We start from the raw sequence: 20,008 nt of genomic DNA on the forward strand, positions 1-20,008 counted from the left end.
TGGAAGATTGGAAACTTCCAATTGCCTAGGGCCTGGAAAATCCCACCAACTCCTACTACCGAAGGAATAGATACTATTAGAGATAAGGATACTATCCTTATCATAGGCACCCCTATAGATCTCATTTCATCAGTTGCTGCAAAGAGGTCAAAAATTTGTGAGGTAAAGATCCACATCAAGATTGTTGCAAGGCCCACAATAGCAAAGGACGCCTTCATAGCAAGACTAATCGCTTCCTTTATCCTAACTTTTTTCCTTGCTCCATAGTTATAGGAAACTATGGCAAGGAGGGCATTTGATATACCAAACATAGGCATAAAGGCAAAGGACTGGAGCTTATACATGATTCCATAAGCTGCTACAGCTGAAGATCCAAAAGTATAGAGTATCGCATTCATAAAAAATAAGACGAAGGACCCTATACCTGACATTATAATTGATGGTAGACCAATGGAAAAGATTAGGCTTAGGTTTTCTAGATGGAGTCTAAAGCTCTTAATTTCAAAGCTTACTTCATTATTTTTCTTAGTATGGAAGATTACTCCCACCAAGGCTCCTCCCATTTGTCCGATAACTGTCGCAAGGGCTGCTCCCTTAACGCCCATCATAGGAAAACCAAAGAGTCCAAAGATCATTATAGGGTCAAGGATGATATTAATAATAGCTCCTGTACCCTGGGTTATCATGGTATAAACTGTGTTACCAGTTGATTGGAGGGTTTTTTCAAAAAATATTTGGAAAAATACTCCCCCACAGAATAATAAAACTACAAATAAATAGTCTTTTGTATATTGGATGATTTCTGGATCTGTTGACTGGCTTCTTGCATAAAAGTCTGAAAAAAATATGCCAAATAAAACAAAGGCCAACATAGATATTGTGGCTAAAACCAGACCGTGAGTTGCAATAGAGGATACTCTCTTTTTATCATCCATACCTAAATACCTGGAAAGAAGAGCTGTTGTACCAATACCTGTTCCTACCGCAAAGGATATCATAATATTTTGGACTGGAAAACAAAGAGAAACGGCTGTAAGGGCCTTTTCTGAAAGTCTCGCTACAAATATCGAATCAACTAGGTTATAAACCGATTGGACCAAGAAGGAAATAATAATCGGTAGGCTCATTTTAAATAAAAGTGATGGGACCGGCTCAATCCCCATCCTATTTTTCTTCGCTAATTTTTCTGTCATCTAAACTCCTTTCTTTATATTCATTATTCACAATTTAAAGAGATAGAAGCCTTGTGGCGACTATCTCTTTATTTAATCGTATAGTTCTTTTTCTTGACGTCTTAGGGCATCTTTTACCTTGATGTTTCTTAAAATTCCATCATCTTCGCTATTTATTATGTGGATTGCAGAATTTTCATTTCTCTTCTTATCATCAAATTCATCCAAAAGACTTGGATCAACATGGTCTCTTGCCACGTTCTTATTTATAGCTGTAAGCATAAAGGCTCTTTTAGTCCTCTCACTTACAGACTTTCCTAAAATCATATCTTCTGTGGCAATTTTTATGAGGTTTACTCCAGCTAAGGTTGAATAATAAAAGGTCCTGCCCTGTCTAATATTCATCTCCAGCGTATAGACCTTACCGCTTTTGCTATCTTTTTTAAAGTCTAAGTTAAAAAGACCTACATAAGATAAATTATCGACAATTTTTTCTGCAATAGCATACATCTCGGAGTCTTCGTGGTCAACTTGGACTAGGTGGTTGCCAACCCACATTGGCCTCATATCAGAAAGAAGGTTTCTTGCAAGAACCATTGATATTTTACCATCCTTTGACCTATATCCATTCAGGGAATATTCAGTTCCTTGGCCGCCGTGTATAAATTCTTGGCAAATAATATGACCCTCGTATTCGCTATCGTAGATATTTTCTAAAATCTTGATAGCCTCTTCTTTATTATTTACCTGATAGCCTTTTTTCTTAATTTTTATATCGCTTGCTATAAAATCGTCGTATTCATCAGCCTTTAGGAAGATTTCCCCATCAAGGTCTAAATCTTTATAGTTTTTCCTATCAGCAACAAAAGATTTTGGATAAGAAACTCCAATTTCTTCTAAGATTTTATAGAATTCTGACTTTCTTAAGAGCTTTTCTGCTTCTTTTGGTGCTGGATATGGGATATGGTAGGAAAAGTCAAAATGTTTAGCATTTCTTACCAAAAGGTCTACATAATGCTCAGTTGGGGCGAAGAAGATAAAATCTTCTTCATCCCTTGATTTTACGAGCTTATTTAATGTTTCTACAAAAATTTTATCATCTGTAGAAAAGTTTTTTTCTGTATATATGTCACAAATTTTCGACTTATAAAATGGTACTAGGACAGCAGAGCCTGCAACAATTGGCTCTTTATCAAAAGCCTCATGAAAGCTTCTGGCAACCGAATATGAGTTGTGGTCTGTGCCTAGGATAATCGCATTGTAGTTCATATTAATACACAGATTCTCTTGCCTTGCTATCTCTTTCTTCTGAAATTTTTGAGATAAATTCTTCTAGGCTAACGTCTTTAGTTTCCTCACCATCTCTATTTCTGATTGTAAGAAGCCCTGATTCAATCTCCTTATCACCAACTACAATCATGTAGTTTGTTCTCATCATTTGAGCAGATCTAATCTTATAGCCTACCCCTTCGCTTCTTTCGTCTACTTCTACTCTGAAACCTGCTTTTTCAATTTCTCCCGCAATTTCATAAGCCTTATCAGCAAACCTATCTGCTACTGGGATTATCTCTACTTGTTTAGGGTTAATCCAAAGTGGGAATCTTCCTGCAAAGTGTTCTGTTAGGACACCGATAAATCTCTCGATTGATCCAAGTAGGGCCCTGTGAAGCATAACTGGTCTTTGTTTTTCACCGTTTTCGTCTACATATTCTAGTTCGAAGTTGGCTGGAAGTTGGAAGTCAAGCTGGATTGTACCACATTGCCACTCTCTCTTAGCTGCATCTAGGAGGTGGAAGTCAATCTTTGGACCATAGAAGGCACCGTCACCCGGATTTATTTGATAATCAATACCACGTTCTTCTAGAGCTTTCTTTAATTGCTCTTCAGCAAAATCCCAATCCTTAATATCTCCCATGTAGTCATCTGGTCTTGTAGATAATTCTATAGTGTATTTAAAACCAAATGTAGAGTATAGAAGGTCTGCAAGGTCAATCATCCTATAAACTTCTTCCTTGATTTGGCTTGGAAGGCAGTAAACGTGGGCATCGTCTTGGGTAAATGTTCTTACTCTAAATAGGCCGTGAAGGGTACCTGATAGTTCGTGTCTGTGCACTTGACCAAATTCTGCAAGTCTAATTGGTAGGTCCCTGTAGGAGTGCTGACGAGATGCGTAGGTTAAAACTGAACCTGGGCAGTTCATTGGTTTAATAGCATAGTCTTCATCATCTATCTTTGTAAAGTACATGTTTTCCTTATAGTGATCCCAGTGGCCTGATCTGTGCCATAGAGCTTCATTTAAGATAAGTGGTGTTTTTATTTCTCCGTATCCTTTTTCATCTAGAACACCTCTCCACCAATCAAGAAGCTCGTTCATTAAAATCATGCCATTTGGATGGAAGAATGGGAAGCCTGGTCCTTCTTCGTGGAAGGTAAATAGGTCCATTTCCTTACCTATTTTTCTGTGATCACGTCTAGCGATTTCTTTTTGTAAAACTTCGTATTCTTCAAGGTCTTTTGCCTTAGGGAAGGATATACCATAGATTCTTTGAAGCATGGCTCTATCAGAGTCTCCTCTCCAGTAAGCACCTGCTATAGCTTTTAGTTTAAAAGCCTTGATTTGTTTAGTTGATTCAAGATGTGGTCCCCTGCAAAGGTCTGTAAAGGCATCTCCCATCTTGTATAAAGTGATAAGTTCATCTTCTGGTAGGTCTTCGATTAATTCTACCTTGTAGTCCTGACCTTCTTCCTTAAACATCTTTAGAGCTTCTTCTCTTGAGATTTCAACTCTTTCTAGCTTAAGATCTTTTTTGGCAATCTCTTTCATTTTCTTTTCGATTATCTCAAGATCTTCTGGAGTAAATCTGTGTTCAAGGTCCATATCATAGTAGAAACCATCTGCTATGGCAGGTCCTATAGCAAATTTTGTCTCTGGCCAAAGCTCTTTAATAGCTGCTGCCATAACGTGGCTTGATGTATGCCAGAAAATTTCCTTGCCTTCTTCATCATCAAATTTTACAACTTTAAAGTCACTATCTTCATTTATTGGCTCAGCATAGCCCATTATTTTTCCATTTACAACAGCACCTACAGCCGCTCTGTAAAGTCCCTTTGAAATGTCTTTTGTTACATCAGAAACTAGAACACCTTCTTCGTATTCTTTTACTGATTCATCTGGTAATTTAATCTTTATCATAATTTCTCCTTCTAAATTCTCGAATAAAAAAACCGTCCCATATCCACATCTGGATAATAGGACGGTTAGATTCCGTGGTTCCACCTAATTTTTTACTCATTAAGGCTGTATCGTAGTCATACGTCTTGCTTATTCACAAGAAACTCAGGGTTGGTATTCAGTCAAATCTTCCTAGGGCTTCTCAGCTAATGCCCCTCTCTGTAAGTAAAACATGACCTACTGGTCCCTTCAACGTCTTATATTATGTAAATACTTTACTCATACCGGGAAAATTTGCAAATTATTTTTTATAATGACCTTTAATCTGCGAGATTGCCTTTAATATTACTGCCCTGACCTACCCATTATCAGTATTTAACTAAAACTTCAAAATTTCTTCACATTATAGTATAATTGTAATATATATAATTATGAAAGGTAGATAAATGAAAAACGTACTAATAACTGGTGGGGCAGGCTATATAGGTAGCCACACCGCCGTAGAGTTAATCAATAAAGATTATAGGGTAGTAATCTACGACAACCTCTCAAACTCATCAAAAATAGCTGTTGATAGGGTAGAAGAGATAACTGGCAAAAAAATTAAGTTCTATGAGGCAGATATCCTCGATAAGGAAAAACTCAAAGAAGTTTTGATCAAAGAAAAAATCGACTTCCTTATCCACTGTGCGGCCCTTAAGGCTGTTGGGGAATCAGTTAAAAAACCTCTAGAATACTACCACAACAACATCACAGGGACCCTTACAACTCTTGAAGCCATGAAGGAAGTGGGATGTAAAAACCTAATCTTTTCTTCATCTGCTACTGTTTATGGTAACCCAAAAACAGTTCCTATTACAGAAGACTTCCCTAAGGGCGAATGTACCAACCCTTACGGCTGGTCTAAGTCCATGATGGAGCAGATAATGATAGATCTTCAAAAATCTGATCCTGAGTGGAAAATCGTCCTTCTAAGGTATTTTAATCCAATAGGGGCCCACAAGTCAGGAAAAATTGGCGAGGACCCACAAGGGATTCCAAATAACCTCTTGCCATACATAGCCCAGGTAGCTGTTGGTAAGCTAGATTATTTGAGAGTCTTTGGGGATGACTATGACACAGTAGACGGCACTGGGGTTAGGGATTATATTCACGTAGTAGACCTTGCCAAGGGCCACGTCCTAGCCATTGACAGGCTTGATAAACTCGATGGAGTATCTATTATTAACCTTGCTACAGGCAAGGGCTATTCAGTCCTTGAAGTTGTAAAAGCCTTTGAAGAAGCCTCTGGAAGAAAAGTTCCATATGAGATTGTAGGACGTAGAGAAGGCGATATAGCAAAGTGTTTTGCAGATGCGACTAAGGCCTACGAGCTTTTGGGCTGGAAGGCAGAAAATGGCATAAGACAAATGTGCGAAGATTCATGGAGATGGCAAAAAAATAACCCTAATGGTTATGAAGACAAGGAGTAAGTATGGACACAAGTTTGGTTATCCTTGCCGCTGGCATAGGATCAAGATATGGTGCAGGTATCAAGCAGCTTGCCAAAATGGATGAAAATGGCTATACCATCATTGACTATTCAATCTTTGATGCTATAGAGGCAGGCTTTACTAAGGTTGTCTTTATAATTAGAAAAGACATAGAAAAAGATTTTAAGGAAGTAATAGGAAAAAGGATTGAGAAATTTATAGATGTAGAATATGCCTTTCAGGATATGACCCTAGCTGGTGGTTTTACTTCACCAGAAACTAGAACTAAGCCTTGGGGAACAGTCCATGCAGTTCTTGCTACAAAGGAGCTTGTAAATGAGCCATTTCTCGTTATAAATGCAGATGATTACTATGGCAAGGGTGTCTTTAAGGACCTCCATGACTTTTTAATAAAGACAAAAGAAACAAAGGATAATAAGCTCCAAGTAGCCATGGCAGGCTATAAACTTAAAAATACCCTATCTGACAACGGTACAGTTACTAGGGGAGTTTCTGTGGGAAATGGTGAAAATAAGCTAGTTAATATCATAGAAACCCACGAGATAAAATATAATAAGGAAGATAAGAACTTTTCATCAAAAGAAGGTCTAGGTCCAGATCTTTTAAACCTAGAAAGTCTTGTCTCTATGAACCTTTGGGCATCTTTCCCAGGATTTTTTGACCTAGCAGAAAAACATTTTATATCTTTCTTAGAAAATAATAAAGATAATTTTGAAACTTGCGAATATGTCCTTCCAGAGATGATTGGCGAATGGATAAAGGAAGATACCGCAGATATTACAATTATCCCAACCAATGAAAAATGGATAGGAATAACCTATCACGAAGACCTAAAACCAGCCCAAGACGCCTTTAAGGCCATGTTCCAAGATGGAGTTTATCCAAAGGATATTTGGGAAAAAAACAAAGATAAAAATAGAAAATAAAATCAAAATCATTTAAAAAACCCGCTTCAAGTCGGGTTTTACAAATTAAATTAACTTAACAGTCATTTCTACAGAGCAGCCAATTTAAACTTTTAGGATTATGGAGAGTAAGATAAATCCTATAAATTAACTTCAAATAATTATTGATTGCTCTGTTTTTTCTGCCAAGCTTTAACCTGGCAAAAGGCTTTAGAATATTTTATTAAAAAGCTCTTGGCTTTGTTTAAATGTAAGTAAGCCTTGAAATGACTGGTTGGAACAGTTTGTCTATGGATCAAACCCCGCATAAGCGGGATTTTTTTATTCTATTATTAGCTCTGTTTCAGGGTCGAAAAGATATGATTTATCTAGGGCAAAGACAAAGTCTACGTCCTTACCTTCTTCAGCCTTGGTTCTTGGAGATGTCTTGGCAATCATTTGTGTTTCGCCTAGGTCAAAGTATAGGTGGACTTCAGATCCCATAAGTTCATAGACTTTAACAGCGCTCTTTACAGGTGAGCTTGCTAGACAATCTTCAGGCACTTCTTCAGAATCGTGGATGGATTCTGGCCTTATACCAAAAATGACTTTTTTGCCAACATAGGCCTTATCTCTTAGGACCTTAGCCTTTTCTTCTGGCATTTCAAAATCAAAGTAAGGGTTTGAAATGTGAATCTTTTCGCCAACTTCTTTGACATCCACTTCTATCAAGTTTATTTGTGGAGAACCTATGAAGCCTGCAACAAAGAGGTTGTTTGGATGGTCGTAGAGGGTTTGTGGGCTGTCAATTTGTTGGATTTCCCCATCTTTCATTACAACTATCCTTGTACCAAGAGTCATGGCTTCTGTTTGGTCGTGGGTTACATAAATCATAGTTGTCCCAAGTTTTTTGTGAAGCCTTGCTATTTCTATTCTCATTTGGACTCTAAGTTTGGCATCGAGGTTTGAAAGTGGTTCGTCCATCAAAAATACTTTTGGATTACGAACTATAGCCCTTCCCATAGCTACCCTTTGCCTTTGACCACCTGATAGTTGTTTTGGTTTCCTGTCAAGAAGGTTGGTAATGCCCAAAATCTCGGCAGCTTCCTTTACCTTTTTGTTAATTTCTTCCTTGCTCATCTTGTTAATCTTAAGTGAGAAAGCCATATTGTCGTAGATGGTCATATGTGGATAAAGGGCGTAGTTTTGGAATACCATGGCTATGTCCCTATCTTTTGGTAGATCGTCGTTGACTTTTTTTCCATCTATCTCAAGGGTCCCACTCGAAATCTCTTCAAGGCCTGCAATCATCCTTAGAGTTGTAGATTTTCCACAACCAGATGGGCCTACAAAGATTATAAATTCTTTATCTTCGATTTCCATATTGAAATCTTTTACAGCATGGAAACCATTATCATAAACTTTATTTATGTTTTTTAGGCTTAGATTTGCCATTTTTCCTCCCTTGGCTTCTTTTGTGTTCCTTGTTTTCTTCTATGGTCTTGTTTAAAAATTCAACTTTTTCCTTGTAGTCATTTAAGTCTTTTAGTTTGAAAGACCAGTTTAGGTCATTTAGGGTTGAAGGCTCGTTGATTCTCGCCTCTTTGCCAAGGCCTAGGATGTCTGCCAAGGATACAATTACATAGTCACTTTCTGTGCCCATGACAAAATCAAAGAAGTCATCCCTAATATCTCCATGGTCGATACCCAAGTCTTTGAAGTAGTCTTTTATAGACTCTTGTTGGTCTTCAGTTAATTCATCGTACCACTGGAAGAGGGTCTTGTTGTCGTGGGTACCTGGGTAGGCTACAGAATTGGCTGTAGCTTCTATTAAATGGTCTTCCCAAGGTCTTAGGTTTTCTTGGATTATCACCATACCTTTTAGGTCGTAGTGGTCACGTAGCTTGTAAACTCCTGGCATCATTGTTCCAAGGTCTTCTGCGATAAACTCTACATCCTTTAGTTCTTCTGTAATTTTATCGAAAAGTTTAAAACCTGGTGCATAAATCCATTCGCCTTCAACAGCTGTATCGTTTTTTGCATCTATTTGCCAGTAGGTATCAAAGGCTCTGAAGTGGTCAAGCCTTACAATGTCATATAGTTTTACATTGTAGGCTAGCCTATCTATCCAGAATTTGAAGTCGTCTTTTTCTAGCTCATCCCACCTATAAATTGGATTGCCCCATCTTTGGCCTAGGTCTGAGAAGGCATCTGGTGGCACTCCCGCTATTAAAATTGGCTTACCTTCATCGGTAATTTCAAAATATTTTTGATTTTGCCAAACATCTAGGCTGTCAAGTCCCACATAAAATGGGATGTCGCCTATGATTTTAAGGCCGTTTTCATTGGCATAGGCCTTTAATTTCATCCACTGCTTATAGAAGATATATTGGATAAAAATTTCATAGCCAATTTGATCTTGGTATGGGCTTAGGTCAAGCTTTTTGTCTATTATCCAAGTTTTTTGCTCTTCTGGCCACTCATTCCATGCGATTAGGTCATTGTCTTTTTTGAAACTTATAAAGACTGCATAATCGTATACGAAGTCAAACTTTAGAAATTCCTTATAGGAGTCAGTCTGGTCGAGCTCTTTTTCCTTAAATTTCTCATAGGCCTTTTTTAAGTATTGGCCTTTAAATTCCCTTACAAAATTATAATCAACTCTATCTTTTTGCTTAAGAGGTGCTATTCTCTTATCTAGAAGCCCATCTTCATAGAGCAAATCTAGGGATATATAGACCTCATCGCCAGCATAGGATGAATAAGGCTGGTAAGGTGAATTACCGTAGCCTAGAGGGTTTAGGGGAAGAATTTGCCACATATCAAAACCAGCTTCTTTGCTAGTATCTATAAAATCATAGCTAGCCCTTCCGAAATCCCCTATGCCGTGACTGCCGTTAAGGCTAGCTAGGGGCCATAAAATTCCTGCTTTTTTCATATTCACACCTCTCTTAATCTTGCTGTTGTTGCGCCTACAAAAAGTTTGGCGTCAAAACTAGTCACTTCCTTATATTTTTCCTTTTCTATTATTTTGAATAATTCCTTAACAGATGTGTAGGCTATCTGACTTGTCGGTTGGACTATTGTTGTGATTGGCTGTGGGAGAAATTCATTTATCTCAAGCCCATCGAAACCAGCCACAGAATAGTCTTCTGGAACTAATTTTCCCATGTCATTTATGGCCTTTATTGCTCCTATGGCCACAAAATCTGATATGGCAAAAATCGCAGTACAGTCTAAGGCTTCTTTTACAATCTTCTTACCAGATTCATAACCGTGGTAAAGAGAGTAAGGATCCAAGCCCTTTGGTGGGTAGATTACAAGATTTTCATCAAAATCTATACCATGATCTGAAAGGGCCTTTTTATAGCCTTCAAATCTCAGGCTACCTATACTTATGTCGTCAACCCTTGCTGCTATAAAGGCGATTTTCTTATGGCCTAGACTTATTAAATAGTCGACTATCTTGTAAGATTCCTTGTAATCGTCAACCCCTACACAAATTGAGTTTTTTTCTATTATTTCCTTATTTATTATAGTAGTCATCGAATAAGGGATGCCCAAAGCCTTTAATTTCTCTTTGTCATTTCTAAGATCTCCACCTAGGAAAATTATACCTTCTGGTTTTAAAATCTTAACCATTCTTAAGGCTACATCAACTTCTGACGAATGTTCCTCCACCTTATTTAGGATGAAAGAATGGCTGGTTTTGCTTATTTCTTCTTCTATAACCTTGATCATCGGAGTAAAGAAGGGGTTGGTAATACCCTTGATTAGGACTGCTATAGTCTTGTTTTTTGTAATTTTTAGGTTTCTCGCATTTGTATCTGGCTCATAGCCAGTTTCCTTAATTGTCTTTAAGATTTTAGCCCTTGTTTTCGCACTTATACCTTCAGCATCATTTATTGCTCTAGATACTGTGCTTACGCTAACCCCACATATTGATGCAATATCTTTTATAGTAGGATTTGTCATAGGCTTATCCTTTTACAGCGCCAGCTGCAACGGATTTTACTATATGTTTTTGCATGGTTAGGTAGAAAACTATTACTGGTACCATAGCTAAAACTAGCATGGCCATCATAGCTCCCATATCCTTATTTCCATTAGATCCTACAAGCATTTGAACAACTACTGGTATGGTTTTGTATGGAGTAGAAACTCCTATTACCAGATATGGAAGGAGGTAGTCATTCCATATCCACATGGTATTTAAAATCGCAACTGTAATTGCTGTTGGCTTAAGGATTGGAAATATTATATAGAAAAAGTGCTTGATTGGTGAACAACCGTCAATCATAGACGCTTCTTCTATCTCTATTGGAATAGATTTAATAAAACCTGAAAACATAAAGACTGAAAGCCCCGAACCAAAACCTAGGTATAAGACAATCATACCAACTGGGTTATTTAGGTGAAGGAAGTCTGCAATCTTTATTGTAGGGAACATTACCATTTGGAAAGGCACTATCATTGAAAATACAAACAAATAATAGATAACCTTAGTCCACCAGGTCTTAACCCTGGTTAGGTAGTAGGCAGTCATTGCTGAAAATAGGACTACTACTCCTACTGATAAGATGGTTATGAACATTGACCATCCAGCAGCTTGGAAAAAACCAGTTCTAGCAAGACCTACAACATAGTTTTCAAGGCCTGCAAAAGCCTCTCCTGTTGGAATTGTAAAAGGTGAGTCAGATATGAAAAACTTACCCTTAAAGGAGTTCATAACTATGAAGGCTATTGGAAATAGGAATACTACAAGCAAAACTAGTAGTAAGACAAATAAAATTCTATTAATCGTTTTTTCTTTCATTTAATGTTCCACCTCTTTTTCACTTGTAAGCTTGATTTGTAGGTAGGCAATAAAGGCAACTATCAAGAAGAAGATTACCGCCTTGGCCTGGCCTACACCCTCAAAGCCGTTTCTTGAAAACATGGTATCTACTATATTCATAGCAAGCATCTCTGTCTTATACAATGGTGCACCTGCTGTAAGAGCAAGGTTTTGGTCGTAAAGCTTAAAGGAGTTAGCTAGGGTTAGGAAGGTACAAATTGTAATTGATGGCATTACCATTGGTATGGTAATAGATTTTAGGGTTTGCCATTTATTTGCCCCGTCTATTTCTGCCGCCTCTATTAATTCTTGAGGAACGTTTTGAAGACCAGCTATATAAATTACCATCATATAGCCAATCATCTGCCAGTTCATAAGGATAACGAGTCCCCAAAAACCATATCTCGCATCAGCAAGTAGGGTCTTGCCGTATCCTAATAAAACTGCATCTATCATTACCTGCCAGGTATAACCTAATACAATACCGCCGATTAAGTTCGGCATAAAAAATACTGTTCTAAATAGGTTGGTACCTTTGATTTTCCTTGTAAGAACAAGGGCTAGGGCAAAGGCCAATATATTTATAGTAATTACACAAACAATTGTGAAAATTACTGTAAATACAAAGGCTGATCCAAACCTCTGTCCACTTGAGAAGGCTGTAATATAATTTTGTAATCCTACAAATTTAGCATTGAAGATAGTTGTAAATTTGGTAAAGGATAGGCCCACACCTAGGATGAAGGGCACTATGAAAACTATCAAAAATACTAAAAAGGTAGGAAGAACAAAGATTGGGAAATATTTCTTTAAAATCTTTTGCATAAAAACCTCCTTTTAAGTTTTTAAAAAGGCCTGAATGTATCTTCATGCCATAAGCTTTGTAAATACATTCAGACCATTAATTTAGGCTTATTTTATTCTTGGTTTGTTGCTGCTTTTTCGTCTTTCCAGCTTGTTACAAATGCTTCTTTAACTTCTTCCCATGTCATAGATCCTGACGCATATTGGCCTAGAGCTTGACCAAAGTAGTCTTTGAAAGCTTGGCTTGGGAATGATGTGAAGTTCCAGTCTATATTGTAAAGATCTTCATTTGACATATATTTTGCTACTTCTTTAGCAAGTGGATCTTGTGGTTGGTCTTCTTCTGTAAAGGTATCAAATGGAGCGATGAAACCTAGTTTGTTTGTTACAAAGTCTTTTCCTTCATCAGATGTAAATAACCATGTTAGGAAGTCTTCTGTTGCTTTTTGGTTTTCTTCGCTAGCTTGTGAGTTAACTGAGAAGAAGTTTTCTGTACCAACACAGATAGATTGTTTTTCTTCGCCTTCCATACCTGTATAGATTGGTAGGAACTTGATATTTTCTTCTTTTACCTTGTTTCCAGATACTTCAGAAATTTGGCTCCATGCCCAGTTTCCGTTTTGTACAAAGGCTGCTTGTTCAAGGGCAAATTCTGCCATTGAGTCTGTTACAGACTTACCAGTTAAAACTTCTGGAGCTACTGTTGAGTTTTCTAGGTAAAGATCAAAGATATTTTTGTATTCTTGATCATACTTAAATTCAACTTCTGCCATATCTTTTGTATCATTGTCTTTATATTCGTAGTAGATTGGAAGGTTAGCTAAGTGAGTTTGCCATCTCCAGTCTTCGCCTGGTTTAAGAGATGTAGATGCAAAAGCGCCGTCTATGCCAAGGTCATCTTTTTTGGCTTGCATATCTTCAGCAACTTCTTTTAGTTTTTCAAAATTGTTGATTTCGTCTACTGATTTAATCTTAGCTCCATCAAGACCGATGTATTTTTGAAGGATAGCATCGTTATAGATTAGACCGTAGCCTTCAACTACATAAGGGATGCCGTAAACACCTTCACCGTCTTTAACAGCAAGGTCTTTGTCTACTAGGTGAGAATAAATCTCTGAATCCTTAAGATCTTTTGTATAGTCTTTCCAGTTTTGGTAGCCAATTGGGCCGTTGATTTGGAATAGGGTTGGTGCATCATCTTTTGTGATTTCTGCCTTAAGTGTTGATTCATAAGTTCCTGATGCAGCTGTAACAACCTTTACTGGAACACCTGTTTCTTCTTCGTATTTAGTTGCAATTTCTTTCCAAACTTCTTCTACTTCTGGTTTGAAGTTTAGGTAATAGACAGAAGCTTTGCCACCGTCATTCTTAGCTGTCTCTTCCTTTGCTCCGTCATTTGAATTGCCACATCCTGTAAAGGTAAGTGCACCTGCAAGAACAAGGGCTCCTGCTAGTAACGTTTGCTTAATTTTCATAAATATTCCTCCGTAAAATTTCCTCTACCGAATCCTCTCTTATATGCCTTCCTAATCTAGCGATCCTGGTGAAAGATTATGAAAACATTTTTTCGGTATCGTTTTCGTATCTTAAATATATCATATCTAAGAAAAAAATTCAAGGCTTTTCTCTTTATTTTTTTACATTTTAATATCAAAATTATATATTGACCCTCTAAACGGAATTTTATTCTAATAATAATCACCTTTTAAATCTAAAAGTCAATTTAAAACATATATGAAATTTATAAAAAGAAGTCTCTATGTTATAATAATACAAGGAGGACTTATGAAAAAATTATATAAAAGCTTGGTTTTTATCTTTTCTATGGCTATCCTCTTTAGTGGATGCGAAAAAGATAAGCCAAAAGTAAATAAAGATGAAGATTCTGTTGTTATGAAAACTGACGAACAAATATATGATGAAAATTTAACTGATGACTTTTTTGATTTGCTAGATGATGCGAACAAAGACTTATCTGATGAGGATAAGACTTTTCTTGCCAAAATTTTAAAAGATATAGAAAATAAGGATGTAGCGAGCCTTTCAAAAATCCTAGCTGAGCCTCTAAAAAGCCAAGTTGGTGGAGATTTAAGAGTCTTATCAGAGCTCTTGCTTCCTGTCGACTATACAGGGCCTATTCTTTCTATCGATACCCTTACAAAAAAGGACGATAGTTTTCTGGTAATTGGCGAATGTGAGGACGATTCCCTAACCATTTTAGCTAATAAAAAAGATGATAAGCTAAGTGGGCTTGAGATTAATCTCTTATCTACCCTATCTAAAAACAAAGAATTAGAGGAAAACAACCAAGCCTTTGTCGATAAGTCCTATCGCATAATCGATTCACTTAGAGAAGTCGACAAGGAAGTCTTTAGGGAGGATGTAAAGGGTCTAGGCCTTGAAGGAGAGGACTTTGATAAGATGTACGAGGGCCTTAAAGGCGACCTTGACCTAGCAGGACAGATACTTTCAGATAAGTCCAAAGTTGAGGTATCCTTTGCCAGAGACCTCATTAAAACTGCCCCTGTGGACCAAAACCTAGTTGATGTGACCCTAGTCTTTACTTTTGAAAACATCGAAAAAATAGTCTACGACTTTACCTACACAGAGGATTTGGACCTTATATCCCTGGAGCTAAGCTCTGAGGAAGAATAGAAAATCACTCAGTATGACCACCAAAAAGCCGCCCAACATCAATTGGACGGTTTTTTAATCTTCATTATTTTCGTTTTCTTCTGCTTTATTAGAATTGTCTTCTCCTTCTTCAGGAGGTTTTTCTTTTAATTTCCTAATCCTACAGGCCTTTATTCTATTATCTTCCATGTAGAGAATTTTAATTTCGTAGCCGTTGTAGATTATAGTTTCATTATCTCCTGCTTCTGGTATGTAGCCGAGTTTATCAATGATAAAACCACCTAGGGAGTCATAGTTTTCGTTTTCTTCGTCTATGTCTATAGGTATTTTTTCGTTTAAGTCTTTTATACCTATAGAAGCCTTAACTATAAATACATTTTTACTATTTATCCTTATTTCTGGGATATCATAGTCAAAGCTATCTTCCATATCACCTACGATCTCTTCTATTAGGTCTTCCATGGTAATAACGCCTGCAAAACCACCATATTCATCTATTAATATGGACATATGGATATGTCCTTTTTGCATATCTGAAAAAAGCTTATCTGCCTCAATCTTATCTGGCGCGAAGTGGGCAGGTCTGATTAGTTTTTCTATATCTACATTGTAAAGCCCCACCTTAGTCGCTTCTAAGAGATAGTCCTTGGTATATAGGACTCCTAGGATATTATCGACATTATCTTCAAAGACAGGAATCCTGTTGTGGCGGATTTTAACAAATTCCTCCATAAATTCCCTATCCTTATCATTTATATCGATCATAAAGACATCAGTCCTTGCTGTCATGATTTCTTCTACTATTATATCATCAAAATTCATGATAGAGTGAATCATCTTTGATTCCATGGGTCTTATAATCCCCTGGTCTTCCCCAATTTGGACAACTGACCTTATCTGTTCACTGGTAACCTCTTTCTGGATAACACCAGCTTCTATGCCAAAAATTTTCATGACAAAATTTGTCACATGATCTGTCAAAATAACAAAGGGCTTGGTTAGAGCAAGACTTACTCTGAGTATGCCCGTAGTATTTAGGGCGAAGGCTAAGGGATTTCTAACCCCTATCCTTTGGGGAATCTTATCTACAAAAATAATTTTGACTACTATGTAAAGCAATATAGTTATAAAAAGAGCTGTCTTCATAGAAAGATTATCCACTATAAAATCAAAATCCCTCATCATATCAGCTATAAAAGCGACTGTAAAAAGTGATAAAATAGAGTTTATCATTGAAAAAGACTGGTTTAGCCTGTCTTGGTTATTTGTTATCCTTAATAAGACTTGGGCATTTTTCATGCCATCTTCTTCTAGGTCGCGAAGCTTATCCTGGGAAAGGCTAATAACTCCAGTATGAAGGGCTGTAAAAAACCCATTTATTAAAATTAATCCTATAATTATTAAAACTAAAAGTAAACTGTGGTAGGGAACAGAGTCCATATTTTCTCCTTAAAATGTAATCTTACCTTGACTATATCAACAAAAGCTCTCCTTGTCAAAAAATCTACTCATCAAGCTTTTTAAATAAAAAATAGCAGATTATTAAACTTAAAATAGAAAGGCCAATGATATACATATAGCCAAATTCCCAGCTAAGTTCTGGCATATTTTCAAAATTCATCCCGTACCAGCCGGTTAAGACTGTTATGGGTGTAAAAATCGTAGTTACCACTGTCAAAACCTTCATGGTTGAGTTCATAGATAGGTCCATCTTTGAATCATAGGAGTCTTTGACATTGGTTATATAATCGCTCAAATAGGAAATATTTGATGAATACCTCTCCACCCTATAGGCCAAACTCTTTAGGTGTTTGATATCATCTTCATCAAAAATCTCATTTTCATTATCCACAAGGACCTCTATGGTATCTAAAAGTCTTTCATAGGAAGTATAGAGATTTAAAGCCTTATGCCTATTATCAGAAATCATCTTAAGCCTATCCTTGCTTGGTTTGTTGTTAGTAATAACATCTTCTATTTGGGCTGTAGAATTTTTTATCTGGTCAAATATCCCCGTATGTTTGTCAATTAGGGCTGTGATAAAGTGTTTTAGGGCGCGGCCTGGAGACCTTGAAGAAAATTTCTTAGAAATCATCTTGCTAAAGGCACGGGTGGTAGACTTATCCCTATCGTACATATCAACTACAACCAGCCTGTTATTTTCTATATAAAAACCTATAAGATCTGAAGTATCAAGATTACCCCTGATATCTAAGAGTTCTAAAATCACAAAGGTATAAGTATCCTCAACAGCCACATAAGATTTTTTGCCATTTTCTGTAAGAAGGAGGTCTATTATAGCCTTATCAAGCTTGTAATTTTTTGCAAAGTCGATAAAATCTGCCTTACCCAAATACATTAGGTAAAAGTCATCATCTTCTATAGCATCATAAAACTTTGGCATAGAAGTTTTTTCAAATCCATCTATTGTATCAAATTTGTATATATATTCCATTAATATCTCCAATTTCTCAATAATTTAAGTCAGTCTAAAAGTAATAATTTCTTTTCAAAAAACCCCTCCATCCGCATTTCGGATTTTGGGGTTAGTCCTTAGGCCAAAGATTTCTTTTTGTTTATATATTTTAAGCTAAGCATAAAGACCATTATTGCCGCTACCCCAAAAGCTAGAGAAAGAATAGCCGAATGGGTAAAACCTGCAATTAGGTAGGCTACTGTGGCTATAGCTGCCACACTTAGACCGTAAGCAAGCTGGGTTTTGACGTGGTCAACATGGATACAACCTGCTCCTGCTGATGACATAATTGTCGTATCTGAAATTGGCGAAACGTGGTCACCACAAACTGCTCCAGATAGACAAGCTGAAATACCTATAAAAAATAAAGGCTCACCGATTTCGAACATAGAGGTTATTATTGGAATTAAGATTCCGAAAGTTCCCCAACTTGTGCCTGTAGCAAAGGCAAGAAAGATTGCAACCACAAAGATAACTGCAGGTAAAAATGAATTTAAATTATCAACAGCCCCTGTCATAAGACCTCCAACATATTCTTGAGAACCTAGAAGGTCGTTTGAAATGTTTTTAAGGCTTGTTGCCATAGTTAGGATCAAAATCGCTCCAACCATGGAAGAAAAGCCTTCAGAAAGGCTATCCATTGATTTTTCAAAGCTAATCACTCCCCTAGCCACAAAGTAGATAATACTTATAATAAGGGCAGAAAGAGAACCCATAGCAAGGGCAATAGATGAGTCTGTATTAGCAAAGGCATTTACGAAGTCTCCGTAAAACTCACTCGCTGGATCAAAAAATCCACCAACATAAACCAAAGATAAAACAGAAACCACAATTAAAACTATAATAGGAAAAATAAGGTCAATAACCCTACCATCAGTATGGCCGTCTTCTGCTGTGATTTTACTTGTCTTAACAGCTCCAAGCTCACCTTCTTCCATAGCCAGTCTCTCGTATTCTTTCATAGGTCCAAAGTCATTATCAAAAAGAATTATTGATACGACAAAAACCAGGGTCAAAAGCGAATAGAAGTTGTAGGGAATAGCCCTAACAAACATTTCTATACCAGAAATCCCCTCTGCATAACCAGAAACGGCCGCTGCCCAAGATGAGATTGGGGCAATCATACAAATTGGAGCTGCTGTAGAATCTATAATATAGGCAAGTTTAGCCCTAGAAATCTTATAAGAGTCTGTAACAGGTTTCATAACAGAACCTGAAGTCAGGCAGTTAAAATAGTCATCTATAAAAAGCATGGCACAAAGGAAAAAGGTTGATATCTGGGCTGCCTTCCTTGATTTAATCTTTGAGTGGGCATATTCTCCAAAGGCCCTTGACCCGCCCGAATGATTTATAAGGACAACCATGATTCCTAAAACCACAAGGAAGATAAAAATCCCTGCAGTCTGAGAAACAGAAGCTATAAGCCCCTTTTCAACAACATTGTCAAGCGACTGGGACAAGGACCCACCTGATCCTAAAATCCCTCCAACTAAAATCCCTACAAACAAGGAAGAATAAACCTCCTTGGTCAAAAGCGCCATGAAAATTGCAAGCACAGGTGGGAAAAGCGCCCAGGCTGTAGCAAAGGTCTCATACCCGCTAAGGGAAATATATATTGATGTAAGTATGGAAACAAGCCCCACAATAAAAGCAAGTTTCATATTTTTGTTTTTCATAAAACCTTCCTTATTCTCAAATAATTTATAATAAAAAAATAAAAGCTTAAAAAAATAAGCACGTTTACCATTATACTTAATTTTAGAATATAAGAAAGGGCAAAACATCAAATCCATCCTGTTTTCTTAGATAAAACAAAAAATACCATGCTAATAAAAATATTTCTAAAGAGTTTTCGTGTTTTTAAATCGGGTAAAACTTAATAAGGAGGTAGGAATGAAAGAAAATAAAGAACTAATAATAGCAATCCTTGCCGCTATAGGGCTTATAATTTCTATCTATATGTCATATAAGACAGGGGAGATAGAATACGGATGGATCCTAGGAACAAGCCTTATAATAATAGGATCTTTGGGGGAATATTTTTCAAATCAAAAAAAGGAAAAACAAGCAGAATCTTAAGTTTGATTTATGCCAAAGACATTTACAAATTTAGAAAATATTAAAAAAGCAGGTTTTTGAAAATAAGTCTATTTTCTTACTAACCTGCTTTTGTATTTTATCATTTTATATAATTTTCTATTTTTTTACTCTGGTGAGTTTAGTTTGATATTTTCTTCAAAGCCTGATGGGTCTCCGTTTTTTGCCATTTCTAGGATTTTTGCAAAATATTGTCTTGTGGCGTCATCACATTTTTCCTCAGACATATAAGCCATATCCTTTGCTTTTTCAAGCTCCTCTAGGGCCCTTTCTGCCCTTACTGGGTCAGTTTTGTAAGTTTCTAGCAATTCTTTTTCCCAGGCACTTTCCCAGTAGAGACTGGCTCTGGTAGATCCAAATCCCTTTTGGTAGGAGGCGTCATCTTTTTCTGAGTCGATTTTTTCTGGAACTTCATATCCATCTGGCCAAGATAACTTAT

Annotated in this window: 17 protein-coding genes and 1 other annotated feature; of the genes, 4 read left to right on the plus strand and 13 right to left on the minus strand. The window is 36.9% G+C overall.

The features are described 5' to 3' along the window. From Q0410_RS00490 to thrS, 3 genes are all read right to left on the minus strand, one after another. The coding region (locus tag Q0410_RS00490; protein ID WP_299031581.1) for an MATE family efflux transporter at nucleotides 1-1,193 on the minus strand (1,193 nt) is incomplete at its 3' end. Nucleotides 1,194-1,265: 72 nt separating this feature from the next. After that, nucleotides 1,266-2,441, minus strand: a complete 1,176-nt coding sequence (locus Q0410_RS00495; protein WP_299031583.1) for an ATP-grasp domain-containing protein — start codon at nucleotides 2,439-2,441, stop codon at nucleotides 1,266-1,268. 1 nt (nucleotide 2,442) lies between these two features. Next, nucleotides 2,443-4,365: a threonine--tRNA ligase gene (gene thrS / locus Q0410_RS00500; RefSeq protein WP_299031586.1), complete on the minus strand. Its 1,923-nt coding sequence runs from the start codon at nucleotides 4,363-4,365 to the stop codon at nucleotides 2,443-2,445. Nucleotides 4,366-4,419: 54 nt separating this feature from the next. Then, nucleotides 4,420-4,606, minus strand: a binding site (T-box leader). Between the two features lie 184 nt (nucleotides 4,607-4,790). On the opposite strand from thrS, the gene galE reads away from it, so the two are divergent. Both galE and Q0410_RS00510 read left to right on the plus strand, forming a co-directional pair. Continuing rightward, entirely contained in the window at nucleotides 4,791-5,816 is a 1,026-nt protein-coding gene (galE, locus tag Q0410_RS00505) for a UDP-glucose 4-epimerase GalE (protein ID WP_299031589.1), read from the plus strand. Nucleotides 5,817-5,818: 2 nt separating this feature from the next. Continuing rightward, entirely contained in the window at nucleotides 5,819-6,763 is a 945-nt protein-coding gene (locus Q0410_RS00510) for a sugar phosphate nucleotidyltransferase (RefSeq protein WP_299031592.1), read from the plus strand. A 300-nt stretch (nucleotides 6,764-7,063) separates the two neighbouring features. Here Q0410_RS00510 and Q0410_RS00515 read toward each other — a convergent pair whose 3' ends face one another. The 6 genes from Q0410_RS00515 to Q0410_RS00540 all read right to left on the minus strand — a co-directional run bounded on the left by Q0410_RS00515 (nucleotide 7,064) and on the right by Q0410_RS00540 (nucleotide 13,837). Beyond that, entirely contained in the window at nucleotides 7,064-8,176 is a 1,113-nt protein-coding gene (locus Q0410_RS00515; RefSeq protein WP_299031595.1) for an ABC transporter ATP-binding protein, read from the minus strand. Then, complete coding sequence (malQ, locus tag Q0410_RS00520) at nucleotides 8,145-9,659, minus strand: 4-alpha-glucanotransferase (RefSeq protein ID WP_299031598.1); 1,515 nt, start codon at nucleotides 9,657-9,659, stop codon at nucleotides 8,145-8,147. The genes Q0410_RS00515 and malQ overlap by 32 nt, the downstream gene beginning before the upstream one ends. Before the next feature lie 2 nt (nucleotides 9,660-9,661). Next, complete coding sequence (locus Q0410_RS00525; protein ID WP_299031601.1) at nucleotides 9,662-10,696, minus strand: LacI family DNA-binding transcriptional regulator; 1,035 nt, start codon at nucleotides 10,694-10,696, stop codon at nucleotides 9,662-9,664. Between the two features lie 4 nt (nucleotides 10,697-10,700). Next, the gene (locus Q0410_RS00530) at nucleotides 10,701-11,537 is read right to left on the minus strand and encodes a carbohydrate ABC transporter permease (RefSeq protein WP_299031604.1); all 837 of its coding nucleotides are present in this window, start codon (nucleotides 11,535-11,537) and stop codon (nucleotides 10,701-10,703) included. Beyond that, entirely contained in the window at nucleotides 11,538-12,383 is an 846-nt protein-coding gene (locus tag Q0410_RS00535; protein WP_299031607.1) for a carbohydrate ABC transporter permease, read from the minus strand. A gap of 92 nt (nucleotides 12,384-12,475) precedes the next feature. Next, complete coding sequence (locus tag Q0410_RS00540) at nucleotides 12,476-13,837, minus strand: ABC transporter substrate-binding protein (RefSeq protein WP_299031610.1); 1,362 nt, start codon at nucleotides 13,835-13,837, stop codon at nucleotides 12,476-12,478. Nucleotides 13,838-14,147: 310 nt separating this feature from the next. On the opposite strand from Q0410_RS00540, the gene Q0410_RS00545 reads away from it, so the two are divergent. Next, nucleotides 14,148-15,017: a hypothetical protein gene (locus Q0410_RS00545; protein ID WP_299031613.1), complete on the plus strand. Its 870-nt coding sequence runs from the start codon at nucleotides 14,148-14,150 to the stop codon at nucleotides 15,015-15,017. 54 nt (nucleotides 15,018-15,071) lie between these two features. Here Q0410_RS00545 and Q0410_RS00550 read toward each other — a convergent pair whose 3' ends face one another. From Q0410_RS00550 to Q0410_RS00560, 3 genes are all read right to left on the minus strand, one after another. After that, nucleotides 15,072-16,436 carry a hemolysin family protein gene (locus tag Q0410_RS00550; RefSeq protein ID WP_299031616.1) on the minus strand — a complete coding sequence of 455 codons (1,365 nt, stop codon included), beginning with the start codon at nucleotides 16,434-16,436 and terminating at the stop codon, nucleotides 15,072-15,074. 64 nt (nucleotides 16,437-16,500) lie between these two features. Next, the gene (locus tag Q0410_RS00555; protein WP_299031619.1) at nucleotides 16,501-17,451 is read right to left on the minus strand and encodes a CorA family divalent cation transporter; all 951 of its coding nucleotides are present in this window, start codon (nucleotides 17,449-17,451) and stop codon (nucleotides 16,501-16,503) included. A 98-nt stretch (nucleotides 17,452-17,549) separates the two neighbouring features. Next, nucleotides 17,550-19,148 (minus strand): Na+/H+ antiporter NhaC family protein, encoded by a 1,599-nt coding sequence (locus Q0410_RS00560; protein WP_299031622.1) that lies wholly within the window; start codon nucleotides 19,146-19,148, stop codon nucleotides 17,550-17,552. A 217-nt stretch (nucleotides 19,149-19,365) separates the two neighbouring features. On the opposite strand from Q0410_RS00560, the gene Q0410_RS00565 reads away from it, so the two are divergent. Beyond that, complete coding sequence (locus tag Q0410_RS00565; RefSeq protein ID WP_299031625.1) at nucleotides 19,366-19,551, plus strand: hypothetical protein; 186 nt, start codon at nucleotides 19,366-19,368, stop codon at nucleotides 19,549-19,551. Between the two features lie 125 nt (nucleotides 19,552-19,676). On the opposite strand, the gene Q0410_RS00570 is transcribed toward Q0410_RS00565, so the two are convergent. Continuing rightward, nucleotides 19,677-20,008, minus strand: a 332-nt coding sequence (locus Q0410_RS00570; RefSeq protein WP_299031628.1) for a hypothetical protein, incomplete at its 5' end; no start/stop codon positions are given.

This window comes from uncultured Anaerococcus sp. (genome assembly GCF_937934665.1).
GTDB lineage: Bacteria > Bacillota > Clostridia > Tissierellales > Peptoniphilaceae > Anaerococcus.